This is a genomic window from Peptoniphilus sp. (assembly GCF_050943655.1).
Classification (GTDB): domain Bacteria; phylum Bacillota; class Clostridia; order Tissierellales; family Peptoniphilaceae; genus Peptoniphilus_A.
In genome coordinates, this window is sequence record NZ_JBMNPQ010000011.1 from 14,307 (window position 1) to 32,534 (window position 18,228).

Below are 18,228 nucleotides of genomic sequence, written 5' to 3' on the forward strand. Positions count from 1 at the left end.
ATTTATTTAATTATACCTGAACCCAGACATATTTCTCCATCATAAAAAACACAAACTTGTCCAGGGGTAACACCCTTTAAGGGATTTTCTAACTTAACTATATATTTGCCATTTTCGTTTACTAAAACGGCTTTCTCGTCCTTAGCTCTGTATCTTATTTTAACAGAAGCATTAAGTGGTAGGCAAGGCGTATCTGTAATCCAGAAAAGATCTTCAACTTCGAATTCTTTTTTGTATAAAATTGGATTATTAACTCCTTGAGCTACTATTAAAAGATTATTTTTTAAATCCTTATCAGCTACAAAGAAAGGCTCACCGCTACCAACGCCGCCAATTCCTATACCTCTTCTTTGGCCAATTGTGTAGTGCATAAGACCAGAATGTTCGCCTAGAACATTTCCATCTACATCGACTATTTTTCCTGGCTTAGTAAAAAGAAATTGGTCGAGAAATTCATTAAAATCTCGCTCGCCTATAAAACAAATTCCAGTGGAATCTTTTTTCTTAGCAGTAGAAAGTCCATATTTCTTTGCAATCTCTCTAACTTCACTTTTTTGAAGATCTCCAACGGGGAAGAGAGTTTTAGCAAGAGCAGAAGACTTTACTCGAGATAAAAAATAGGACTGATCTTTATTGTTATCCAAACCTCTAGCCAAGTATGTTTTGCCGTCTATCTTTTTTGTCCTAGCATAATGTCCCATCGCAATATAATCTGCATCAAAGTCCATAGCATAATCTAAAAAAGCTTTGAATTTAATCTCTGTATTGCACATGACATCAGGATTTGGAGTTCTGCCTTTTTTGTATTCACTTAAAAAGTAGGAAAAAACTTCATCTCTGTATTCTTTTTCGAAGTTGACAGTAAAATATTTAATGCCAAGCTGTGAGCATACAGAAACAACGTCAATATAATCTTCTCTTGCTGTGCACATGCCATCGTCTTCTGCCCAGTTACGCATAAAAACAGCCGTAACATCGTAACCTTGCTCTTTTAGAAGAGCTGCTGCAACAGAAGAATCTACGCCACCACTCATGCCGAGAATAACTTTTTTTCCTTTTTGCATTATAACCTCCAATCCATTGAATTAACAATAAAATATTATACAATAGTTGTGTCAAAAAAGCTATACTTTTTCTATAAAATCCCACTATTTGCCAACTTAACCCATATTATAATAAAAAATAATAAGATTTGTCACGAAAAAAATTGAAAAAATTTATTTTATAAAAACGCAAATAAAAAAATGAAAAACGATTGACAAAGCGAATATTATAGAGTAAAATATATTCTTTTATTTGACATTTTTTGCAATATGTCTTATAATATTACTGTGTTTTACTATGTTCATTTAGAAGGAAGGAATCTCATTATGAATCAAATGGAAATAATAAGAAGAGAATTGGAAAGTCATATCGGCAAAAGAGTAATAGTTAAGGCAAATAAAGGGAGAAAGAAAATAGTTACTAGAAGAGGCTATTTAAAGGCAACTTATCCAAGTCTTTTCGTAGTAGATGTTTATAACGGAGACGAAGTAGTGACAGTGTCCTACACTTACTCAGATGTCCTAACTTCTACTGTAAAAGTAACTGTTCTTGAAGAAGATGTGACTTTTAAGGATGTTAAAGAAGCAAAAATGATTTCTTAATGTGGACATTCTTTTATTGGTGCAGCTAGTCTGCACTTTTTTTATGCAATAATCACAGATATTTTATATTCAGTGGATTTGTGATATCATTTATATGAATATTAACAAACGAGGTTTTAAATGGAAACTCTAAAAACAATTTTAAAAAGCATTGATTACATGAGCGACTTAACTACTATATGGTATATGCTCATGCAGTTTATAATAGTCTACATTTCGTATAAGCAAAATAAAAAAGGAAGATACGCTCTTGGATTCTTCCTCATGTTAATTCTACTTGTATTTAATTATATTTATCTCTCAGCTTTCTATAGATTAAATATTTAAAACTAAACTAAAAGAAAATTAAAACATAACAAAAGGCTCCGTCAAAAATGGCAGAGCCTTTCTTTTAATTAATTAAAAAATTGTGATAAGAAAATTATAATTATCGCAATTGGAGTAATGTATTTTATACTTACTCGCATCCATGATTTTACAAAATTACTTTTAATGTTACTTGCCTTTATTACATTGTCAATTTTCCAAACATAACCTGCAAAAATTGCAATTGCAAAACAAGAAATTACCAGTACATAATTTGATTCGAATATATCCAAAAATCCAAAGATAGCATCATTATAAATTGAGAAGTATGCCACTATTAGAATTGGAATTGCACATATAATGATTGCTGGAATTCTTTTAATATTATATTTTTCAGTCACAAGACCGATTATTGCCTCAAATACTCCAACAGAAGATGTAAAAGCTGCAATGTAGAATCCTAAATAAAATAGAATTGATAAAAATCTGCCGCCAACTACTAAGTTAAATGCGTTTGGAAGAGTTATAAAACTTAAATTTACTCCTTCTGCGACGTCTAAGTTTGTAGCAAAGACGAAAGGAAGAATCATCATTCCTGCAAATATTCCTGCGAAGATTAGTGATACGCAAATCATTGATGAGGATTTAAAAATATTTTCTTTTGGATCTTTAATATAAGAACCAAAAACCATTGAGCCGAGCATGCCAAGCCCCAAGGCAAAAAATGCTTGACCAAGACATGTTATTAGAGACTTTATATTAAATTTACTAAAGTCTGGCAAAAATAAAAATTTAACGCCTTCGACTGCGTTAGGTAGTCTTAAAATTGAAAATATAATTACTAGCATAATTGCAAAAAGTGCTGGAAGTAAAATTTTTGAAATTCTCTCTACGCCCTTTTGAACGCCAAAAATTAAAACACTGATATTTAAAACTAAATTAATTATAAAAAATAAAAATACTTGAGATTTGTCAGCATTGTAATTTTCAAAATAACTAACTACGCCTTCTGGGCTAAGACCCATAAAATCTCCAGTAAAACTAGAAATTAAGTATTTAAAAATCCATGAATAAATAGGAGCAGTGTAGCCAAGAATTAAAAATGCAGCTAATAGATGAATGTATCCTGCTAAATAAAATTTTGAATTAGGAGCAATGCTCTTATAAGCATCTATTGCAGTTTTTTGTGTGTGAAAGCCTATTGCAACTTCACTTGTCATAAGTGGGATTCCAATTACTAAAATAATTGCAATGTACATTAAAATAAAAACAGCCCCACCGTTCTCATAAGCTACATAGGGAAATCTCCACAAAGATCCAATCCCAAGAGCTAGTCCTATTGCCACGAGTATAAAGCCCCATATGGAACTAAATCCCTCTTTGTTACTCAAATTATCACCCTTTCTGAAAGAAACTTTCTATAATTATATAACAAAATTGATAAATATGTTGAATTATTTACAAATTTTCATAGATTAAATATAGATGAAATATTGTCACCTTTGAATTATAATTATTTAAAGAGGTGTGAGATGATAAATAAAAGAGCTGCTGCAAAAATAAATCTTTCTTTAGATGTTTGTAAGAAAAGAGACGACGGATATCACGATATAAAGACCTTAATGGTTATGACAAATTTATGCGACGATATGAAATTTTCTAAATCAGATAAAGTGTCGATTACACCAGAATTTGATTTTCCAATGGAAGAGAATTTTATTTATAAGGCTTATCTAAAATTAAAAGAATACATAGGGCGTGACATTCCATTTAACGTGCAAATTGAAAAAAATATTCCAGAGGCAGCAGGTCTTGCTGGTGGAACATCGAATGGAGCAGCAACTTTTTATGCACTTAATGAACTTTATAAATTAAACTTAAAAAAAGAGGAACTAATAGAGCTTGCAAGACCAATGGGAGCAGACTTCACCTACATGATGACTGGAGGTTTTGCCCTTGCAACTGGTATCGGAGATAAACTTGAAGCTTTAGATGATATTTATTTAAAAAATGTACTTCTAGTAAACCCAGGAATAAAGATTTCCACACCAGAAGTGTATCAGAAAATAAAAATTAAAGATGAAAGAATTGATTTTGATAAAGTTATTAAGTCTCTTAGAGATCTAAACATTGATAACTTAAACAGGTACATGGGTAACAGTATGGAAGAAGTTGTGTTTTCTATGCATCCTGAAGTAAAAGAAATAAAACACAAAATAATTGATATGAATGGAGCTTCTCTAATGAGCGGAAGCGGATCGACAGTTTTTGGAATTTTTGAAAATAGAAGTGAGCTTGATGAGGCATACTCTTATTTTAAAGAGAAGTATGACCTAAGCTTTAAAACAAAGGCGGGCGGAAATTATGGCAGTTTTTGATACTGGTCCCGGCATAGTAGGACTCTATGAATATAAAAAGGACCTGTTAAACTACTATATCGACGACAGATATGAATATTACGGCCTCTACGATAGGAAAGAGGTTTCTAATAGAATAGAGTACTTGAGGAAGTTTTTTAAAAAAGATAAAAAAATCTATGTGCTTGAATTTGACGCTATAAATTCTTTCAAAAATATCAAAGGCGCAGAATTTGGTAAAGAGTCTTTGACAAAAAATTTAAAAAATCAAAGTGTTCTTTGTCTTTGCTCCCATCTTACGAAGATGGAGAGGACTCTAGATGAGTTTTCCGATACAGAAATAGATTACTTTGAAGTGCCGCTACTTATAAATGCGTGCAACGATCAGGTTGCAGAAGAGATTGTGGAATTGATATGTAATGAATACTTTAAAGATTTTGACTTTTCAAAGTACTCAATGATTTTTTTGGCATCAAGTGGACTTCATCTCAGAAGGGAATTCTTTAGAGACTATTTTAAAAGAGACATTTTTACAAATGTGGATGCTGTAATAGAAGATTACAAGTATGAGAAGGAGAATTTAATCAGGGACTATTTTTATGTGACAGGTTCTAAAATGAGATTTTATTCTCGAGCAGAAAAGTATCTTCGCGATAAAAAAGTACTTAAAGATAGACAGTTACTAAATGTGTCGAAGATAAATTTTAACAATAAAAAAAGCCCCTAAGGGCAAAATATGTAGCCATGCACCCTACGTCGAATAGTAACTTCACACGTTACCCCTGCAGTTAACTCAGACCAGGCTAGTCTGCGGCACACAAGAAATCTTACTTAGTGCTGCTTCGATCAAGACCTGACACGGTTCATAAGCACCTGTTGCGCAGGACCAGATCCTCAACGCCACTTACAGGGGGCAGTCTATAAAATTAAAATCCTCGGTAGGGAATTCAGTCCTGCTGTAGCGAATCGCAGGTACAGGACATCGCTAATTTCCCACCTAGCATGGCAATGGCGGAGAGAGGGGGATTCGAACCCCCGATACACTTTCATGTATACTCGCTTTCCAGGCGGGCTCCTTCAACCTCTCGGACATCTCTCCACAGTCTAGATAGATATTTTACACGATAATTATTTTAAAGTCAAGATAAAGGTGATTTAATGAATACTAAACAAAGAGTGTTAAAAGCACTTGAAGAAAATAGAGCAAATTACGTCTCTGGACAAGACTTAGCAGACAAATTAAATATTACAAGGACTTCTGTATGGAAGGCAATTAATTCCTTAAAAGAAGAAGGTTTTGAAATAGAATCTCTCACAAAAAAGGGATATAAGTTAGTAGAAGATGATGACAATTTATCAGTTGCAGGAATTAGAAAAGGTCTAAGAGATGAATTAAAAGATATAAATATAAAAGTCTTCGATTCAATAGACTCAACTAATACTGAAGCAAAGAGAATGTTATATTCAGAAGAAGTAGATAACTTTACAGTTCTTGTTGCAAATGAACAAACTGGAGGCAGGGGCCGAAGAGGTAGAAATTTCTCATCTCCAAAGGGAACAGGAATTTATTTTTCTATAATATTTCACCCAGAAGAAACATTTGATATATCCTACTTCGATTTGGTGACAGTAAGGGCCGCAGTTTCTGTTGCTCAGGGAATAGAAGAATCTACGGGAGTAAAGAGTGAAATAAAATGGGTAAATGACATTTTTGTAAACAAGAAAAAAGTTTGTGGAATACTTTCAGAACTAGATGCAGATTTTGAGACAAAAACTGTCAAGTCCATTATCGTCGGTTGTGGAATCAATGTAAACGAACCAAAGGGCGGATTTAATGAAGATTTACAAAATATCGCAGGCTTTGTAGGCACAAATATAATAAGAAACGAAATACTAGCTAAAATTTTGAATAAATTTTATCACAACTATTACGAAGAAACGGAAGAAAATATTTTAAAATACTATAAAGAGAATTCACTTGTCCTTGGAAAAAATTTAACATTTATAAAAAACGACGAGAAATTTACTGGAATTGGCAAGGACATAAACGAAAAGGGAAACTTAATTGTAGAGACAGAAAATGGTATTATGACTCTATCAAGCGGCGAAGTTTCTGTAAGAGGATATTTAAAGTAGAGTCTATAAACTTTTAAATGATTTTAAATTATAGTATAATATATTGAATAAACAGGTATAGGAAGGCTTAAATATGAAGAGTTATTTGTTAGATGAAGTAACTAAAATAGAAAATAAAATATCCTTTGGAATGCCGGGACATAAGGGAAAACAATTTTTTGACTTAGATACAAAAAAAGATGTGACAGAAATTTTAGATACAGATAATTTATTAAATCCAAGGGGAGCTATTTTAAAATTAGAAAATCAAATTAGAGACATTTATGGCTCTAAAGAATCTTTTTTAATAATTAACGGATCGACAGGTGCACTTCATACGGCAATTTCTATTGCAACAAATAAGGGAGACAATGTTCTTGTGCAAAGACAGTGCCACAAGAGCGTCTACAATGCACTGATATTAAATGAACTAAACCCAGTATATCTTGAGACTGTCTACGACAAAAATCAGGCACTCTTTTTTGGAATTACAGAAGAAGAGCTTAGGGAAAAAATTAAGGGAAATAACATCAAGGCATGTGTACTTACTAGTCCAAATTTTTATGGTGGCATTTTAAAATTAAAAGAACTTATAAAAATTTTGCACGATAATAACATCACCGTAATCGTAGATGAAGCACATGGTGCACATCTATATTTTATGGATCTTAAAAAGTACAGCGCAATAGAAGCTGGTGCCGATCTCGTAATTAATTCAACACACAAAACTATACCTTCGTTTACACAAACTGCGCTGCTTCACTTAAATTCAGATAAATTTACAAGACGCGAAGTAATGGATCATATAAATCTCTACCACACAACATCTCCATCTTATCTTTTAATGCTCTCAATTGAAGCTGGAATTAAATATATGGAGGAAATCGGAAGAGATGAAATTTTAAATAGAATAGAAGATTTAAATAAATTAAAAGAAGAGATAAATTATTCTATAAATTTTGAACACGAAACTATTGCTGCAAATGATCCGCTTAAGTTTTTGTTTAGAGTAAGAGGCTTAAAGGGCGAAGAACTTTTAAAGAAATTCTTGTATGATAAAGATATAAGACTTGAGATGGCAGATTTATATTATGCCCTTGCAATTATTTCTCCAATTAATACAAGTGAGGAGATTAAAGCTTTAAAAAATGCAATAAAAGAACTTGACTCAGGTTCATACGAAGAAATTCGTCCTATAGAATTTGCCTTGCCAGAAAAAGTCATGACTCCAAGAGAAGCCTTTGAGGGCGAGATGGAAATTATTGACTTTAGAGATGCAGAGGGAAGAATTTCTAAAAATATTGTTGCAGCTTATCCGCCTGGAGTTCCTATAATAAGTTTTGGTGAGGTTTTTTCAAAAGACGTAATCGAAAATATTATAGAGCTTAAAGAGGCAGGTATAGAAGTAGTTGGAATGGAAAATGATACAGTAGAGGTTATTAAATGAGTCTTTTTATAACATTTGAAGGACCTGATGGGTCGGGCAAATCAACAATGGCAAATCTTATTTATGAGGAACTTTTAAAAAGAAATGTATCTGTCATAAAGACGAGAGAGCCTGGTGGCACGCGAATTGGTGAAAAAATTAGAGATTTGATTTTGGATAATGATCTCTCTGAGATGAACATGAGGACAGAAGCACTACTTTATGCAGCATCGCGTGCACAACATGTGGAAGAAAAAATAAAGCCGAATTTGGAAAAGGGAGTCACAGTTTTGTGCGAAAGATTTGTTCTTTCATCCCTTGCATATCAAGGTTTTGCAAGGGGACAAAAAATTGAAGAGATTCAGGCGATAAATGACTTTGCAACAGATTTTTTTGAACCTGACATTGTATTTGTTTTTAAGACAGATAAAATAACTCTAGGAAGAAAAGACAAAGGATCTTATGACAGGCTGGAACTTGAATCTACAGATTTTCACAAAAAAGTTACCAAATTTTATAATAGCTTAGAGAAAAAGGACAATTACTTTTTCATCGACGCAAGTAGGAGCATCGAAGAAGTATTTAAAGACTGCATGAGCGTTTTAGAAAGTGAGGGAGGCTTAAGTTGAAACTTATAATAGCCATAGTTCAAGATATTGACAGCGAAAATTTAATAGAAAAATTAAACGAAGAAGGCTTTAAAGTTACTAAAATTTCTTCAACTGGAGGATTTTTAAAGTCTGGAAACGTCACTTTGCTTTCAGGTATTGATGATGATAGATATGATGAATACATGAAAATTTTGGAAAAGAATTCCAAACAGCGTGAAGTTAAAAGAACGATACAACCTGTAAACATTCCAGGACAAGCTCTAATATCTGTTCCAATTGATGTAAAAGTTGGCGGAGCGAGTATTTTTGTCATGAATGTTGTAGATTTTAAGAGATACTAGGTGATAAATATGAAAATGATAATTGCGATTGTGCAAGATAAATATATAGATGATTTAATAGATAGATTTTTAGACGAAGATATTTATGTAACTAGACTTTCTTCAACTGGTGGATTTTTTAAATCTGGAAACTCAACACTTTTATTAGGTTGCAAAGAAGAAGAGTTAGAAAAAATTGACAATATCTTTAGAGAAGTGACTAAGGAAGAGGAAGTCCATTCTGAAAAGGGAGACTTCAAAATTTCTGGTGCCACAATTTTTGTAGTGGATCTTGAAGACTCAAAAAGAATCTGATGTTTCTAGAAAATATTGAAATATTAAATGAACTAGAAAGAGATATCAGTGGCGATAAAGTTAGCCACGCCTACTTATTTTATGGGCCAAAGGGAATAGGCAAATTTTCTCATGCTAAAAATTTTGCAAGGTCAATTTTAGAAGAAAATAGCGAGCAGGTAAAATATTTTAGCGGAATAGATGCTTATAGCGACCCAGACCTTGACATAATAAAAAGCGACGTATCAATTAAAAAGATGGAGATTGAGGAAATAATAGAAAAATCTTTCTCCAAGCCTTTTAGCAAAAGACATAAGGTCGTAATAATTGATGATTTTGACAAAGTGACTGTTGAAGGTCAGAATGCTTTTTTAAAGACATTAGAAGAGCCCATGGAATATCTCATTATAATTCTAGTTGTAAGCAATTTTAAAAAAGTTCTACCTACAATTACATCAAGGTGTAAAATTTTAAAGTTTAGAGAGATTGACGAAGATAGAATAGAAAAGCTGCTTCTCTTTCAAGGGGCATCTGATGCAAATGCAAAACTATTTGCAAGACTATCTCACGGCAATGTGTCTCTTGCGCTTAAGTATGCAAAAGATCCATACATGATTCAGATAAGAGAAGATTTAATTCAAATTATAGACTCAGTTATAAGAAAAAGTGGATATTTGTTTGGCAAAAAAGATTTTTTTAAAGACAATAAAGATATTATAGATGATATTTTAAATTTTTTCCTAATTTGGTATAGAGATCTGCTCTTTATGAAACTGGGAAAGGAAGAACTTATTATTAATTTAGATAAAATGGATTTATTGAGAATTCAAAATGTATCACTTGAAGATTCAATGAAGGGCTACGATTCGGTGATAAAATCAATCGAGAGATTAGATAAAAATATAAACTTTGATCTGAATATAGAAAAGCTACTCATGGAATTAGGGGGATTTAGATGATAGATGTAGCAGGTGTTAGATTTAAGAGAACTGGCAAAATTTATTTTTTTGATCCAGCAGACTTAGATATAAAATTATATGATGATGTAATAGTTGAAACTGTTAGAGGTTTGGAATATGGAAAAGTTATGACTCTTAAGGAGATTGATGAAAATTCAATTAAGGGCGAGCTTAAACCTGTAATAAGAGTTGCAACTTTTGAAGATAAAAACATAAATATAGAAAACAGAAACAGCGCAAGAGAGGCAATAATAATTTGCGAACAGAAGGTAGAAGAATTTGGACTTGGAATGAAACTCATCTCTTGTGAATATACATTTGACAGATCTAAACTACTTTTCTATTTTTCAGCAGATGGAAGAGTTGACTTTAGAGAACTTGTTAGAGAACTTGCTTCAATTTTTAGAACTAGAATTGAGCTTAGACAAATCGGAGTTCGCGACGAGGCAAAATATATTGGAGGACTTGCAAGTTGCGGAAGAGAAACTTGTTGTTCATCATTTTTATCAGAGTTCTCACCAGTTTCTATAAAAATGGCAAAGGACCAAAGCATGAGCTTAAATCCTACAAAGATATCGGGACTTTGTGGAAGACTGATGTGCTGTTTAAAATATGAGCAAGAGGGTTACGAGTGCATCAACAAAAGAATTCCAAGAATTGGTGAAGTAGTTATAACACAAAGAGGCAAGGGAACTGTTGTGTCCACTTACACAATTCAAGAACTTGTAAAAGTTATTTTTGAAAATCAAGACGGCAACGATATTGAATATTTTGAACTTGACGAAATAAAGAGAACTAGGGAATTTAACAAGCATTTTATCGAAGAGTCCAATTATTTAAATGTAGAAGAATACAACGAAGAAGAATTAGTTGAATTGGAGAGGGATTAGGGATAAGCAGGGCTTATCCCCATTATTATGAAATTAAATAATTTATTAATTAAAATAGGGAACAAAATAAATATATTTTTCCAAAAACATTTTGGCAAAACTTCTAGCTTTAAAATAATAGTTTTATTTTTAGCAGGAGTTCTTATTGCGTCAAATTTTTATTATTATATCTATGACTTAGGTGTGAATGTATTTTTAGCCTTTGCTATTACAACAGTTGTATCGTTCATACTTTTATTCTTAATATATTTAATTTTAAGACATGTATTAGTATTATTTAGACGGATTAAGACAAAAAACTTGGCAATCTATATTATTTTTGCAGTAGTTTTGTACAAAATTTATGACGACGCACTTTATACAATAGAGCTTGATAAAAAATTTATTTTCTTAGGATTACTTATATTTTTTGTTGTGACAGTTGCCTTCGCAAAATCAGCAATTTCTTTTTTTAAAAACAAGAAGAAGGCTGCACTGATTTTTTTAATACCGACAGCGTGCGCACTCGTTGCGACAATATATTTTCTAGCTATGCCTGGATTTGACAATAAATTTATTCACGAACTGGACGTAGAAAAAAATAAAATTGCAGCAAAATCTGAAAAATACGAAGTAGAAGTCGTGGACTATGAGGGAAATGACTACAACTTGATGAAGTATGTAAATTATTCTGGTAAGAAGAAAAAGCTTAGAGACATGTACTTTAAGAGGGGACTTAATGAGGCAAAATTAATTGGAAGAGCTTATCTCCCAAAGGGAAAAGACAATGCTCCAGTTCTTTTTGTTGCACACGGAAATCACAGATTTACAACAGAAAACTACTTGGGATACGACTACTTAGGTGAATATTTGGCAAAACGCGGCTTCGCAGTTATTTCTGTTGACATGAACATTTTAAATGGATTTTATAAAATTAGTCTTTCAAATGAAAATGATGCGCGCGGAATCTTGTTATTAGAAAATATTTCTCACATTTTAAATGAGAACAACAATAAAAATTCTAAATTTTATAAGAGAATTGACAAAAATAACATTGCACTCTTGGGACATTCGCGTGGTGGAGAAGCTTGTGCCATTGCATATAATTATAACGAGCTTACAAAGCTTCCTGAAGATGGAAATAAGTCTCTTGACTATGGCTTTAACATAAAGGGAGTTATTGAAGTTGCACCTACTTATGACCAGTACAGTCCTGGTGGAAAGTATGTAACTTTAAAAGATGTAGATTTTCTATCAATTGCAGGGACAAATGATGCAGATGTGAGTACATTTGAGGGAATGATGATGTATGACAATGTATTTTTCTCAGATAATTCAGATAAATTTAAATCTGCAGTGTATGTTGGATATGCAAATCACGGACAGTTTAACTCGCGATGGAATGATTTTGACACTGATCCTCTTAAGGGCTGGCTATTAAACAGAAAAGAATTAATAAGCGAAAAAGATCAGCAAGAAATTATTTCTCTTTATGTAAATGAATTCTTAGAAAACTGTTTCGAGTTAAGTTACAATAGAGAATTATTTAAAAATGGACCAGACGAGTATAGCGACTTTCCAGTTACAAATTACTATTCAAGGTATGGCGAAAGCGACACAGTAGATGTTGCAAACTTTGAAGAGGACTACTCACTTACAACTGCAAGTGATGAAAACTTAAGGATCAGTTACGATAAACTCTATAAAATTTTGGAGAAAAATCACAAATATGGTTCTGGCTCATCAAAATCAACAGCAGTCTTTATTGGATCAAACAAAGGTGGAAGCTACAGAATTCATGTAAATAACGAAGAAGAGAAAAATTATGGAAGGACTTTTAATTTCGACATAGAAAACTTAAGTAACAAAGATATATCTGATAATATTGTGATAAAACTTCAGGACACTTGGGGAAATTCCGCAAGCCTTAAAGTATCAGATTATAAAAAGTTAACACCAAGCACAAAATCTTATATTTACAAAGCAGATTATTTGACTGGCGATTCTGTAACGAGACAAACTCCTCAGACAGTAATAATTCCAATGGATGATTTTAAAAAGAAAAATGCAGAAATTAATTTAAATGATCTTAATTTAATAGAATTTTATTTCGCAGGAGATGTAAATATATCTCTTGACAATATTAGTTTTACGAAATAATAAATGTAAAGGTTTATAATATTTAAACTGGGGTATATAAATATAGCGAACATAATTAATGTTCTTAAGGACGTCCATTGAATTTAAAAGGGCGTGCCATTATATATATTTATTTATCTAGGAGGAAACTAATAATGAGTAAACTTAACGATGCAATTAACAAACAGTATAATTTTGAAATAGAGTCTGCATATCTTTATGTGTCAATGGCACATTATATGGAAGAAAAAGGAATGAGCGGATTCGCACACTTCTTCTTAAAACAAGCACATGAAGAAATTGAACATGCAGAAAAAATGAGTCACTATCTATTCTCAATAGATGAAAAACCAACTCTTGAAGCTATCAAAAAACCACAAGAAGAATTCGGAAACTTCACAGAAACATTTAAAGCAGCTTATGAACACGAACAAGAAGTTACAAAAAGAATTAACGAACTTTATGACTTCTCAATAGAAGAAAATGACCACAAAGCTACTTCAATGTTACAATGGTTCGTTGACGAACAAGTTGAAGAAGAAGATTCATTCAGAACTCTAATCGAACAACTTGAAAGAGTTAACGAAAGCTGGGCTGGTCTATATCTATTAGACGAAAAATTAGGACAAAGATAATTTTAAAAAATTTAAATCTGTTGGGGGAAACTCCAGCAGATTTTTTTGTGCAAAAATTTAAAGAGAATATTTTATAAAGCTTGAGATTTATAAATCTATCTTTACAACAAATTATTGCAATAAGTAGGTTGATTTTTATGTATAATAGACTTATAACTAAAAAAATAATTAATGATATAATTATATAGAGGTGTAAAATGGATTTTAAAATAGATGAGAGACTCGGCGAAGTTTACTACGATGAGCCGATGAAAAATCACACTTCCTTTAAAGTTGGAGGGAATGCAAAAATTTTAGTTAGGCCAAATGACGAAGACGCACTAATTGAAATTTTAAAATTAGTTAAAGAAAATAATATAAATTATTATATCTTGGGAAATCTAACAAATGTAATTGTAAAAGACAATGGATTTAATGGAGTAATCATAAAATTAAAAGATAGATTAAACGAAGTTTCAAGAGACGGAGATGTAATTTATGCAGGAGCAGGCGCAAGTATGAAAGAAGTAAGCGAATTTGCGTGGGAAAATTCACTTGAAGGTCTTGAGTTTGCGCACGGCATTCCGGGTTCTGTCGGTGGGGCGATTGTTATGAATGCAGGAGCTTATGATGGAGAGACTAAATTTGTTGTCGATAGAGTTAGACTTTTAAATTCTGATTTTGAAATCATAGAAAAGTCTGTAGATGATATGAACTTTGGTTACAGACATTCCATCGTACAAGAAGAAGAGTTAATCGTTCTTGGTGCTTATTACAAATTAAAGCCAGGTGATAAAGATAAAATTCGCGAGAAGTTTGAAGAGTTTGACAGGAGAAGAGCAGAAAAACAGCCACTTGAACTTCCATCAGCTGGTTCGACATTCAAGAGACCGACTGGATATTTTGCAGGAAAGTTAATAGACGACTCAGGTCTTCGCGGATTTACTCACAGAGGAGCTGGAATAAGTGAGAAGCACTGCGGATTTGTGGTAAATAAAAACAATGCAACTGCAAGCGACATTTTGGAAACTATTGCCATTGTCCAAAAAGTTGTAAAAGATAATTTTGGAGTAGATTTACAGAGGGAAGTAAAAATAATTGGAGAATAAAATGGATCTTATTATAATAACAGGCATGAGCGGTTCGGGGAAGTCTTTTGCCCTAGATGTTTTTGAAGATTTGGGATATTATTCTGTAGATAATCTTGCGCCAGCACTTTTGCCAAAGTTTTGTGAGATGGCACTGGATGCCAAGAGCAACAATTTTGACAAGGTTGCAGCTGTAATTGATCTAAGAAGCGGAGAATTTTTTGACAACTTCTTCCAAGCTCTAGACAGTTTAAAAGAGATGCAAGTAAATATAAAAATTATATTTATGTTTGCCGATCAGAAGACAATTATATCTAGATACAAAGAACTTAGAAGACCTCATCCACTAAATAGGTCTATTGTCGACGGATACAATTATGAAGAAAAAACTTTGGCAAAGATAAAGGAAACTGCAGATTTTGTAATCGACACGACAGATCTTTCTACTGCAAACTTAAGAACACAGCTTCTAGCTCTTGTTTCTTATGAGCCAAAGGATAAATTTACAATTGAAATAACGAGCTTTGGATATAAAGACGGAATTCTTCAAGATGCAGATTTAGTTTTTGACGTTAGGTTTTTGCCCAATCCCTATTATATTAAAGAATTAAGAGACTATGATGGCACAACAGATATTGTCAGGGATTATGTTTTGAAGTGGGACGTAACTAAGGAGTTTATTAATAAAATTGTGGACCTTTTAAAATTTTTGATACCACATTATATAAATGAGCAAAAGAGGATGCTAAGCATTGGATTTGGATGCACGGGAGGTTATCACAGATCTGTTGCAATTGCAGAGGAGATTGGAAAAATTTTAAAAGAAGAATACAATTCATGCTACGTAACCCATAGAGATATGAGGAAGAAGTTATGGACAAAAAGGTAGTAGTATTAGGTGGTGGAACAGGGACCTCGGCAGTTTTAAGAGGTCTAAAATTTTATACAAAGGAAATCTCTGCCATAGTCACCATGTCAGACGATGGAGGCGGAAGTGGAATTCTAAGAGAGGAGCTAAATATTTTGCCTCCAGGGGATGTGAGGAGCTGTCTTGCGGCTTTGTCAAACACAGACTCAGCCCTTAAGGAGCTACTTGGGTATAGATTTAAGTCCGGGAGCATGAAGGGACAAAATGTTGGAAATATTTTAATTGCTGCAATGACAGATATTTACGGATCATTCAACCAAGCTCTTATTGAGATGAGTAGCGTATTTAATATTACAGGAAAAGTCCTTCCAGTTACTCTTGATGAGACTCATTTAGTTGCAGAGTTTGAGAGCAAGGACAAAGTTGTTGGAGAGTCATATATTCCAAAAATGTGTTATAGATTAAACACAAAGATTAAAAAGATGAGCATGATTCCTCACTTCCCAAAGGCAAATCCAATGGCAGTCAGCGCAATAGAAGATGCTGATATTGTAATTCTTGGGCCGGGCTCACTATACACATCGATTATTCCAAATTTTTTAGTTTATGGAATTAACGACGCACTTAAAAACACAAATGCAAAAGTAGTCTATATTGCAAATGCCATGACGGAGCGCGGAGAGACGCTTGGCTACACAATAAGAGATCATTACATGGCAATAGAAGATCATTCCTTTGTTGGAGTTGTCGATGAGATTTATGTAAATAATAACAAAGTCTCTCAAGAAATTTACAACAATTACTTTACTTTAGATGAGTCAGAGCCAATATTTGTGACAGATGAAGATAGAAAGTTTTTTGAAGATAAAAATATAAAATTAGTGGAAGATAATTTTATTGAAGTTACGGATAAAAAGATACGCCATAGTGGCAAAAAGATTGGAGATATCCTCTTTAGTTAATTGTTTTCTTGTAAAAATTTTGATTAAATGATATTATTATTTCGTATAGTTAGAATTTTAAAATAGAAATTGGAGAGAATTATATGAGAAAATATAGAAAACAGGAACATATAGAAAACTATTTACGTACAAGCTATGTGGGCAATCCTCTATTTGACGATGTGTTTCTATATAATAACTCTTTACCTGAAATTGATTTTTCAGAAATAGATACGTCTACTGTTTTTTTAGACAGAAAAATTAATTTTCCGCTTATGATAAATGCAATGACTGGCGGAAATGAATTTTCAGAAGATATTAATAGAGATTTGGCAGGAGTTGCCAATGAATTTAGAATTCCAATGGCAGTGGGAAGCGAAAAAATCGCTCTAGAAGATGAAGATGCAAAGGAATCTTTTAAAGTCGTTAGAGAGATCATAAAAGACGGCATTGTAATTTCAAACTTAAGCGGAGAGGCAACTGTAGAAGAAGCAAAGAGGGCAGTTGATCTTGTAGAGGCAGATGCTATACAAATTCACCTAAATCCTGCACAAGAGCTTGCACAACCTGAAGGCAATAGAAAATTTAGAAATATTTTACAAAATATCGACATGATAGTTGCAAAATCTGAAGTTCCAGTAATCGTAAAAGAAGTTGGATTTGGACTTTCAAAGGATGTCATCAAAACACTTTATGATATTGGAGTAAGAAGTGTCGATGTTTCTGGATACGGCGGAACGAATTTTATAGAAATAGAAAATCTTCGCAATGTGGACAATGACCTATCAGAATTTTATTCATGGGGAATTCCTACAGCTTTGGCACTTATTGAGGCAAAGAGCCTTGGACTTAAAGATTTAGAAATTATTTCATCAGGTGGAGTTAAAAATTCAACAGATGTGATAAAGAGTTTAGTTATTGGTGCAGACATGACGGCAGTAAGTGGAGAGATACTTTCATATATCATCCACGGCGGTTACGACTACACTCTAAAATATATTAGCAATTTAATTTATAAATCAAAGATGCTCATGCTTTTACTTGGATCTAAAAATTTAGACGAATTAAAATTGCAAAAATATAAAGTTACAGGAAGACTAAAGGAATTATTGGAGGGCTAAATGAAGATTATTAAAAGAGACGAGTTTAAGGACTCAAAATGGTCAGCAGGAGTTACTACAGAAGTATTTATTTACCCAGAGGATGCAAGTGTTGCTGAGAAAAACTTTGACTTTAGAATTTCAACAGCAACTTGTGAAGATGAAGTTTCTGTATACACACCATACAATGGATTTAATAGATTTATCGCTCCACTAAATAACGACATGCACATAAAGACAGCAGATAATAAATTTAACTTAAGACCATACGAAGTGCTATATTTTGATGGAGATGATAACACTGAGTCTTCTGGTGACATTAGAGATTTTAATTTAATCTTTAAAAAAGGCCTTGATGCCAAGATGTATTCACTAAATATAAATAACTTTGAATTTAAGGCAGATAAAAAAGCTATAATCTTTAACTTTGAATCTGATTTAGAAGTTGATGGAAAAAAGTTTGAAGAATTTTCTGCAATATTTTTAGAAAATGAAAAAATTAAAATTAATGGTGCAGGAAAAATTATAATTTGTGAATTTTAAAATAAGTTGCTAGATTCAATAAGGGATTTCTT

Annotated in this window: 20 protein-coding genes, 1 tRNA gene and 1 other RNA gene; 18 read left to right on the forward strand and 4 right to left on the reverse strand. The window is 32.5% G+C overall.

Annotated features, from left to right (window positions below):
- Positions 1-2: 2 nt before the first annotated feature.
- Positions 3-1,064, reverse strand: coding sequence for a tRNA 2-thiouridine(34) synthase MnmA (gene mnmA, locus ACOX6R_RS02275; RefSeq protein WP_433446815.1), 1,062 nt, complete (start codon positions 1,062-1,064; stop codon positions 3-5).
- A gap of 306 nt (positions 1,065-1,370) precedes the next feature.
- Between mnmA and ACOX6R_RS02280 the strand changes: the two genes are divergently transcribed.
- Both ACOX6R_RS02280 and ACOX6R_RS02285 read left to right on the forward strand, forming a co-directional pair.
- Positions 1,371-1,646 carry a Veg family protein gene (locus tag ACOX6R_RS02280; RefSeq protein ID WP_433446817.1) on the forward strand — a complete coding sequence of 92 codons (276 nt, stop codon included), beginning with the start codon at positions 1,371-1,373 and terminating at the stop codon, positions 1,644-1,646.
- A 120-nt stretch (positions 1,647-1,766) separates the two neighbouring features.
- Positions 1,767-1,973 carry a hypothetical protein gene (locus ACOX6R_RS02285; RefSeq protein ID WP_433446819.1) on the forward strand — a complete coding sequence of 69 codons (207 nt, stop codon included), beginning with the start codon at positions 1,767-1,769 and terminating at the stop codon, positions 1,971-1,973.
- Between the two features lie 68 nt (positions 1,974-2,041).
- Here the strand turns inward: ACOX6R_RS02285 and ACOX6R_RS02290 are convergent, their stop codons facing one another.
- Positions 2,042-3,343, reverse strand: a complete 1,302-nt coding sequence (locus ACOX6R_RS02290) for a sodium-dependent transporter (protein WP_433446821.1) — start codon at positions 3,341-3,343, stop codon at positions 2,042-2,044.
- A 141-nt stretch (positions 3,344-3,484) separates the two neighbouring features.
- Between ACOX6R_RS02290 and ispE the strand changes: the two genes are divergently transcribed.
- Together ispE and ACOX6R_RS02300 are read left to right on the forward strand one after the other, a co-directional pair.
- Positions 3,485-4,330 (forward strand): 4-(cytidine 5'-diphospho)-2-C-methyl-D-erythritol kinase, encoded by an 846-nt coding sequence (ispE, locus tag ACOX6R_RS02295; protein ID WP_433446823.1) that lies wholly within the window; start codon positions 3,485-3,487, stop codon positions 4,328-4,330.
- Positions 4,317-5,036, forward strand: a complete 720-nt coding sequence (locus ACOX6R_RS02300; RefSeq protein WP_433446825.1) for a hypothetical protein — start codon at positions 4,317-4,319, stop codon at positions 5,034-5,036. The genes ispE and ACOX6R_RS02300 overlap by 14 nt, the downstream gene beginning before the upstream one ends.
- 15 nt (positions 5,037-5,051) lie before the next feature.
- On the opposite strand, the gene ffs is transcribed toward ACOX6R_RS02300, so the two are convergent.
- Positions 5,052-5,315: signal recognition particle sRNA large type (gene ffs / locus ACOX6R_RS02305), an RNA gene on the reverse strand.
- Positions 5,316-5,318: 3 nt separating this feature from the next.
- Positions 5,319-5,408: transfer RNA gene (locus ACOX6R_RS02310), tRNA-Ser, on the reverse strand.
- Between the two features lie 59 nt (positions 5,409-5,467).
- Here ACOX6R_RS02310 and ACOX6R_RS02315 point away from each other — a divergent pair.
- The 14 genes from ACOX6R_RS02315 to ACOX6R_RS02380 all read left to right on the forward strand — a co-directional run bounded on the left by ACOX6R_RS02315 (position 5,468) and on the right by ACOX6R_RS02380 (position 18,196).
- On the forward strand, positions 5,468-6,445 hold the full coding sequence (locus ACOX6R_RS02315) for a biotin--[acetyl-CoA-carboxylase] ligase (protein WP_433446827.1): 978 nt from the start codon (positions 5,468-5,470) through the stop codon (positions 6,443-6,445).
- 73 nt (positions 6,446-6,518) lie between these two features.
- Complete coding sequence (locus tag ACOX6R_RS02320) at positions 6,519-7,871, forward strand: aminotransferase class I/II-fold pyridoxal phosphate-dependent enzyme (protein WP_433446829.1); 1,353 nt, start codon at positions 6,519-6,521, stop codon at positions 7,869-7,871.
- Complete coding sequence (gene tmk, locus ACOX6R_RS02325; RefSeq protein WP_433446831.1) at positions 7,868-8,479, forward strand: dTMP kinase; 612 nt, start codon at positions 7,868-7,870, stop codon at positions 8,477-8,479. The genes ACOX6R_RS02320 and tmk overlap by 4 nt, the downstream gene beginning before the upstream one ends.
- The gene (locus ACOX6R_RS02330) at positions 8,476-8,802 is read left to right on the forward strand and encodes a cyclic-di-AMP receptor (protein WP_433446833.1); all 327 of its coding nucleotides are present in this window, start codon (positions 8,476-8,478) and stop codon (positions 8,800-8,802) included. Before tmk ends, ACOX6R_RS02330 begins: the two co-directional genes overlap by 4 nt.
- Before the next feature lie 9 nt (positions 8,803-8,811).
- Positions 8,812-9,096, forward strand: a complete 285-nt coding sequence (locus ACOX6R_RS02335) for a cyclic-di-AMP receptor (RefSeq protein ID WP_433446835.1) — start codon at positions 8,812-8,814, stop codon at positions 9,094-9,096.
- The gene (locus ACOX6R_RS02340; RefSeq protein WP_433446836.1) at positions 9,096-10,034 is read left to right on the forward strand and encodes an ATP-binding protein; all 939 of its coding nucleotides are present in this window, start codon (positions 9,096-9,098) and stop codon (positions 10,032-10,034) included. The genes ACOX6R_RS02335 and ACOX6R_RS02340 overlap by 1 nt, the downstream gene beginning before the upstream one ends.
- Positions 10,031-10,924, forward strand: coding sequence for a PSP1 domain-containing protein (locus ACOX6R_RS02345; RefSeq protein ID WP_433446838.1), 894 nt, complete (start codon positions 10,031-10,033; stop codon positions 10,922-10,924). The genes ACOX6R_RS02340 and ACOX6R_RS02345 overlap by 4 nt, the downstream gene beginning before the upstream one ends.
- Before the next feature lie 27 nt (positions 10,925-10,951).
- Positions 10,952-13,063 (forward strand): MFS transporter, encoded by a 2,112-nt coding sequence (locus ACOX6R_RS02350; RefSeq protein WP_433446840.1) that lies wholly within the window; start codon positions 10,952-10,954, stop codon positions 13,061-13,063.
- A gap of 134 nt (positions 13,064-13,197) precedes the next feature.
- Positions 13,198-13,677 carry a ferritin gene (locus ACOX6R_RS02355; RefSeq protein WP_433446842.1) on the forward strand — a complete coding sequence of 160 codons (480 nt, stop codon included), beginning with the start codon at positions 13,198-13,200 and terminating at the stop codon, positions 13,675-13,677.
- 197 nt (positions 13,678-13,874) lie between these two features.
- A complete protein-coding gene (gene murB / locus ACOX6R_RS02360; RefSeq protein WP_433446844.1) occupies positions 13,875-14,765 on the forward strand; it encodes a UDP-N-acetylmuramate dehydrogenase in 891 nt (296 codons plus the stop codon).
- A 1-nt stretch (position 14,766) separates the two neighbouring features.
- Positions 14,767-15,633, forward strand: coding sequence for an RNase adapter RapZ (rapZ, locus tag ACOX6R_RS02365; protein WP_433446846.1), 867 nt, complete (start codon positions 14,767-14,769; stop codon positions 15,631-15,633).
- On the forward strand, positions 15,618-16,574 hold the full coding sequence (locus tag ACOX6R_RS02370; RefSeq protein ID WP_433446848.1) for a gluconeogenesis factor YvcK family protein: 957 nt from the start codon (positions 15,618-15,620) through the stop codon (positions 16,572-16,574). The genes rapZ and ACOX6R_RS02370 overlap by 16 nt, the downstream gene beginning before the upstream one ends.
- 83 nt (positions 16,575-16,657) lie before the next feature.
- Positions 16,658-17,674 carry a type 2 isopentenyl-diphosphate Delta-isomerase gene (gene fni / locus ACOX6R_RS02375; protein WP_433446850.1) on the forward strand — a complete coding sequence of 339 codons (1,017 nt, stop codon included), beginning with the start codon at positions 16,658-16,660 and terminating at the stop codon, positions 17,672-17,674.
- The gene (locus tag ACOX6R_RS02380) at positions 17,675-18,196 is read left to right on the forward strand and encodes a HutD family protein (RefSeq protein ID WP_433446852.1); all 522 of its coding nucleotides are present in this window, start codon (positions 17,675-17,677) and stop codon (positions 18,194-18,196) included.
- The last annotated feature ends 32 nt before the right edge of the window (positions 18,197-18,228 follow it).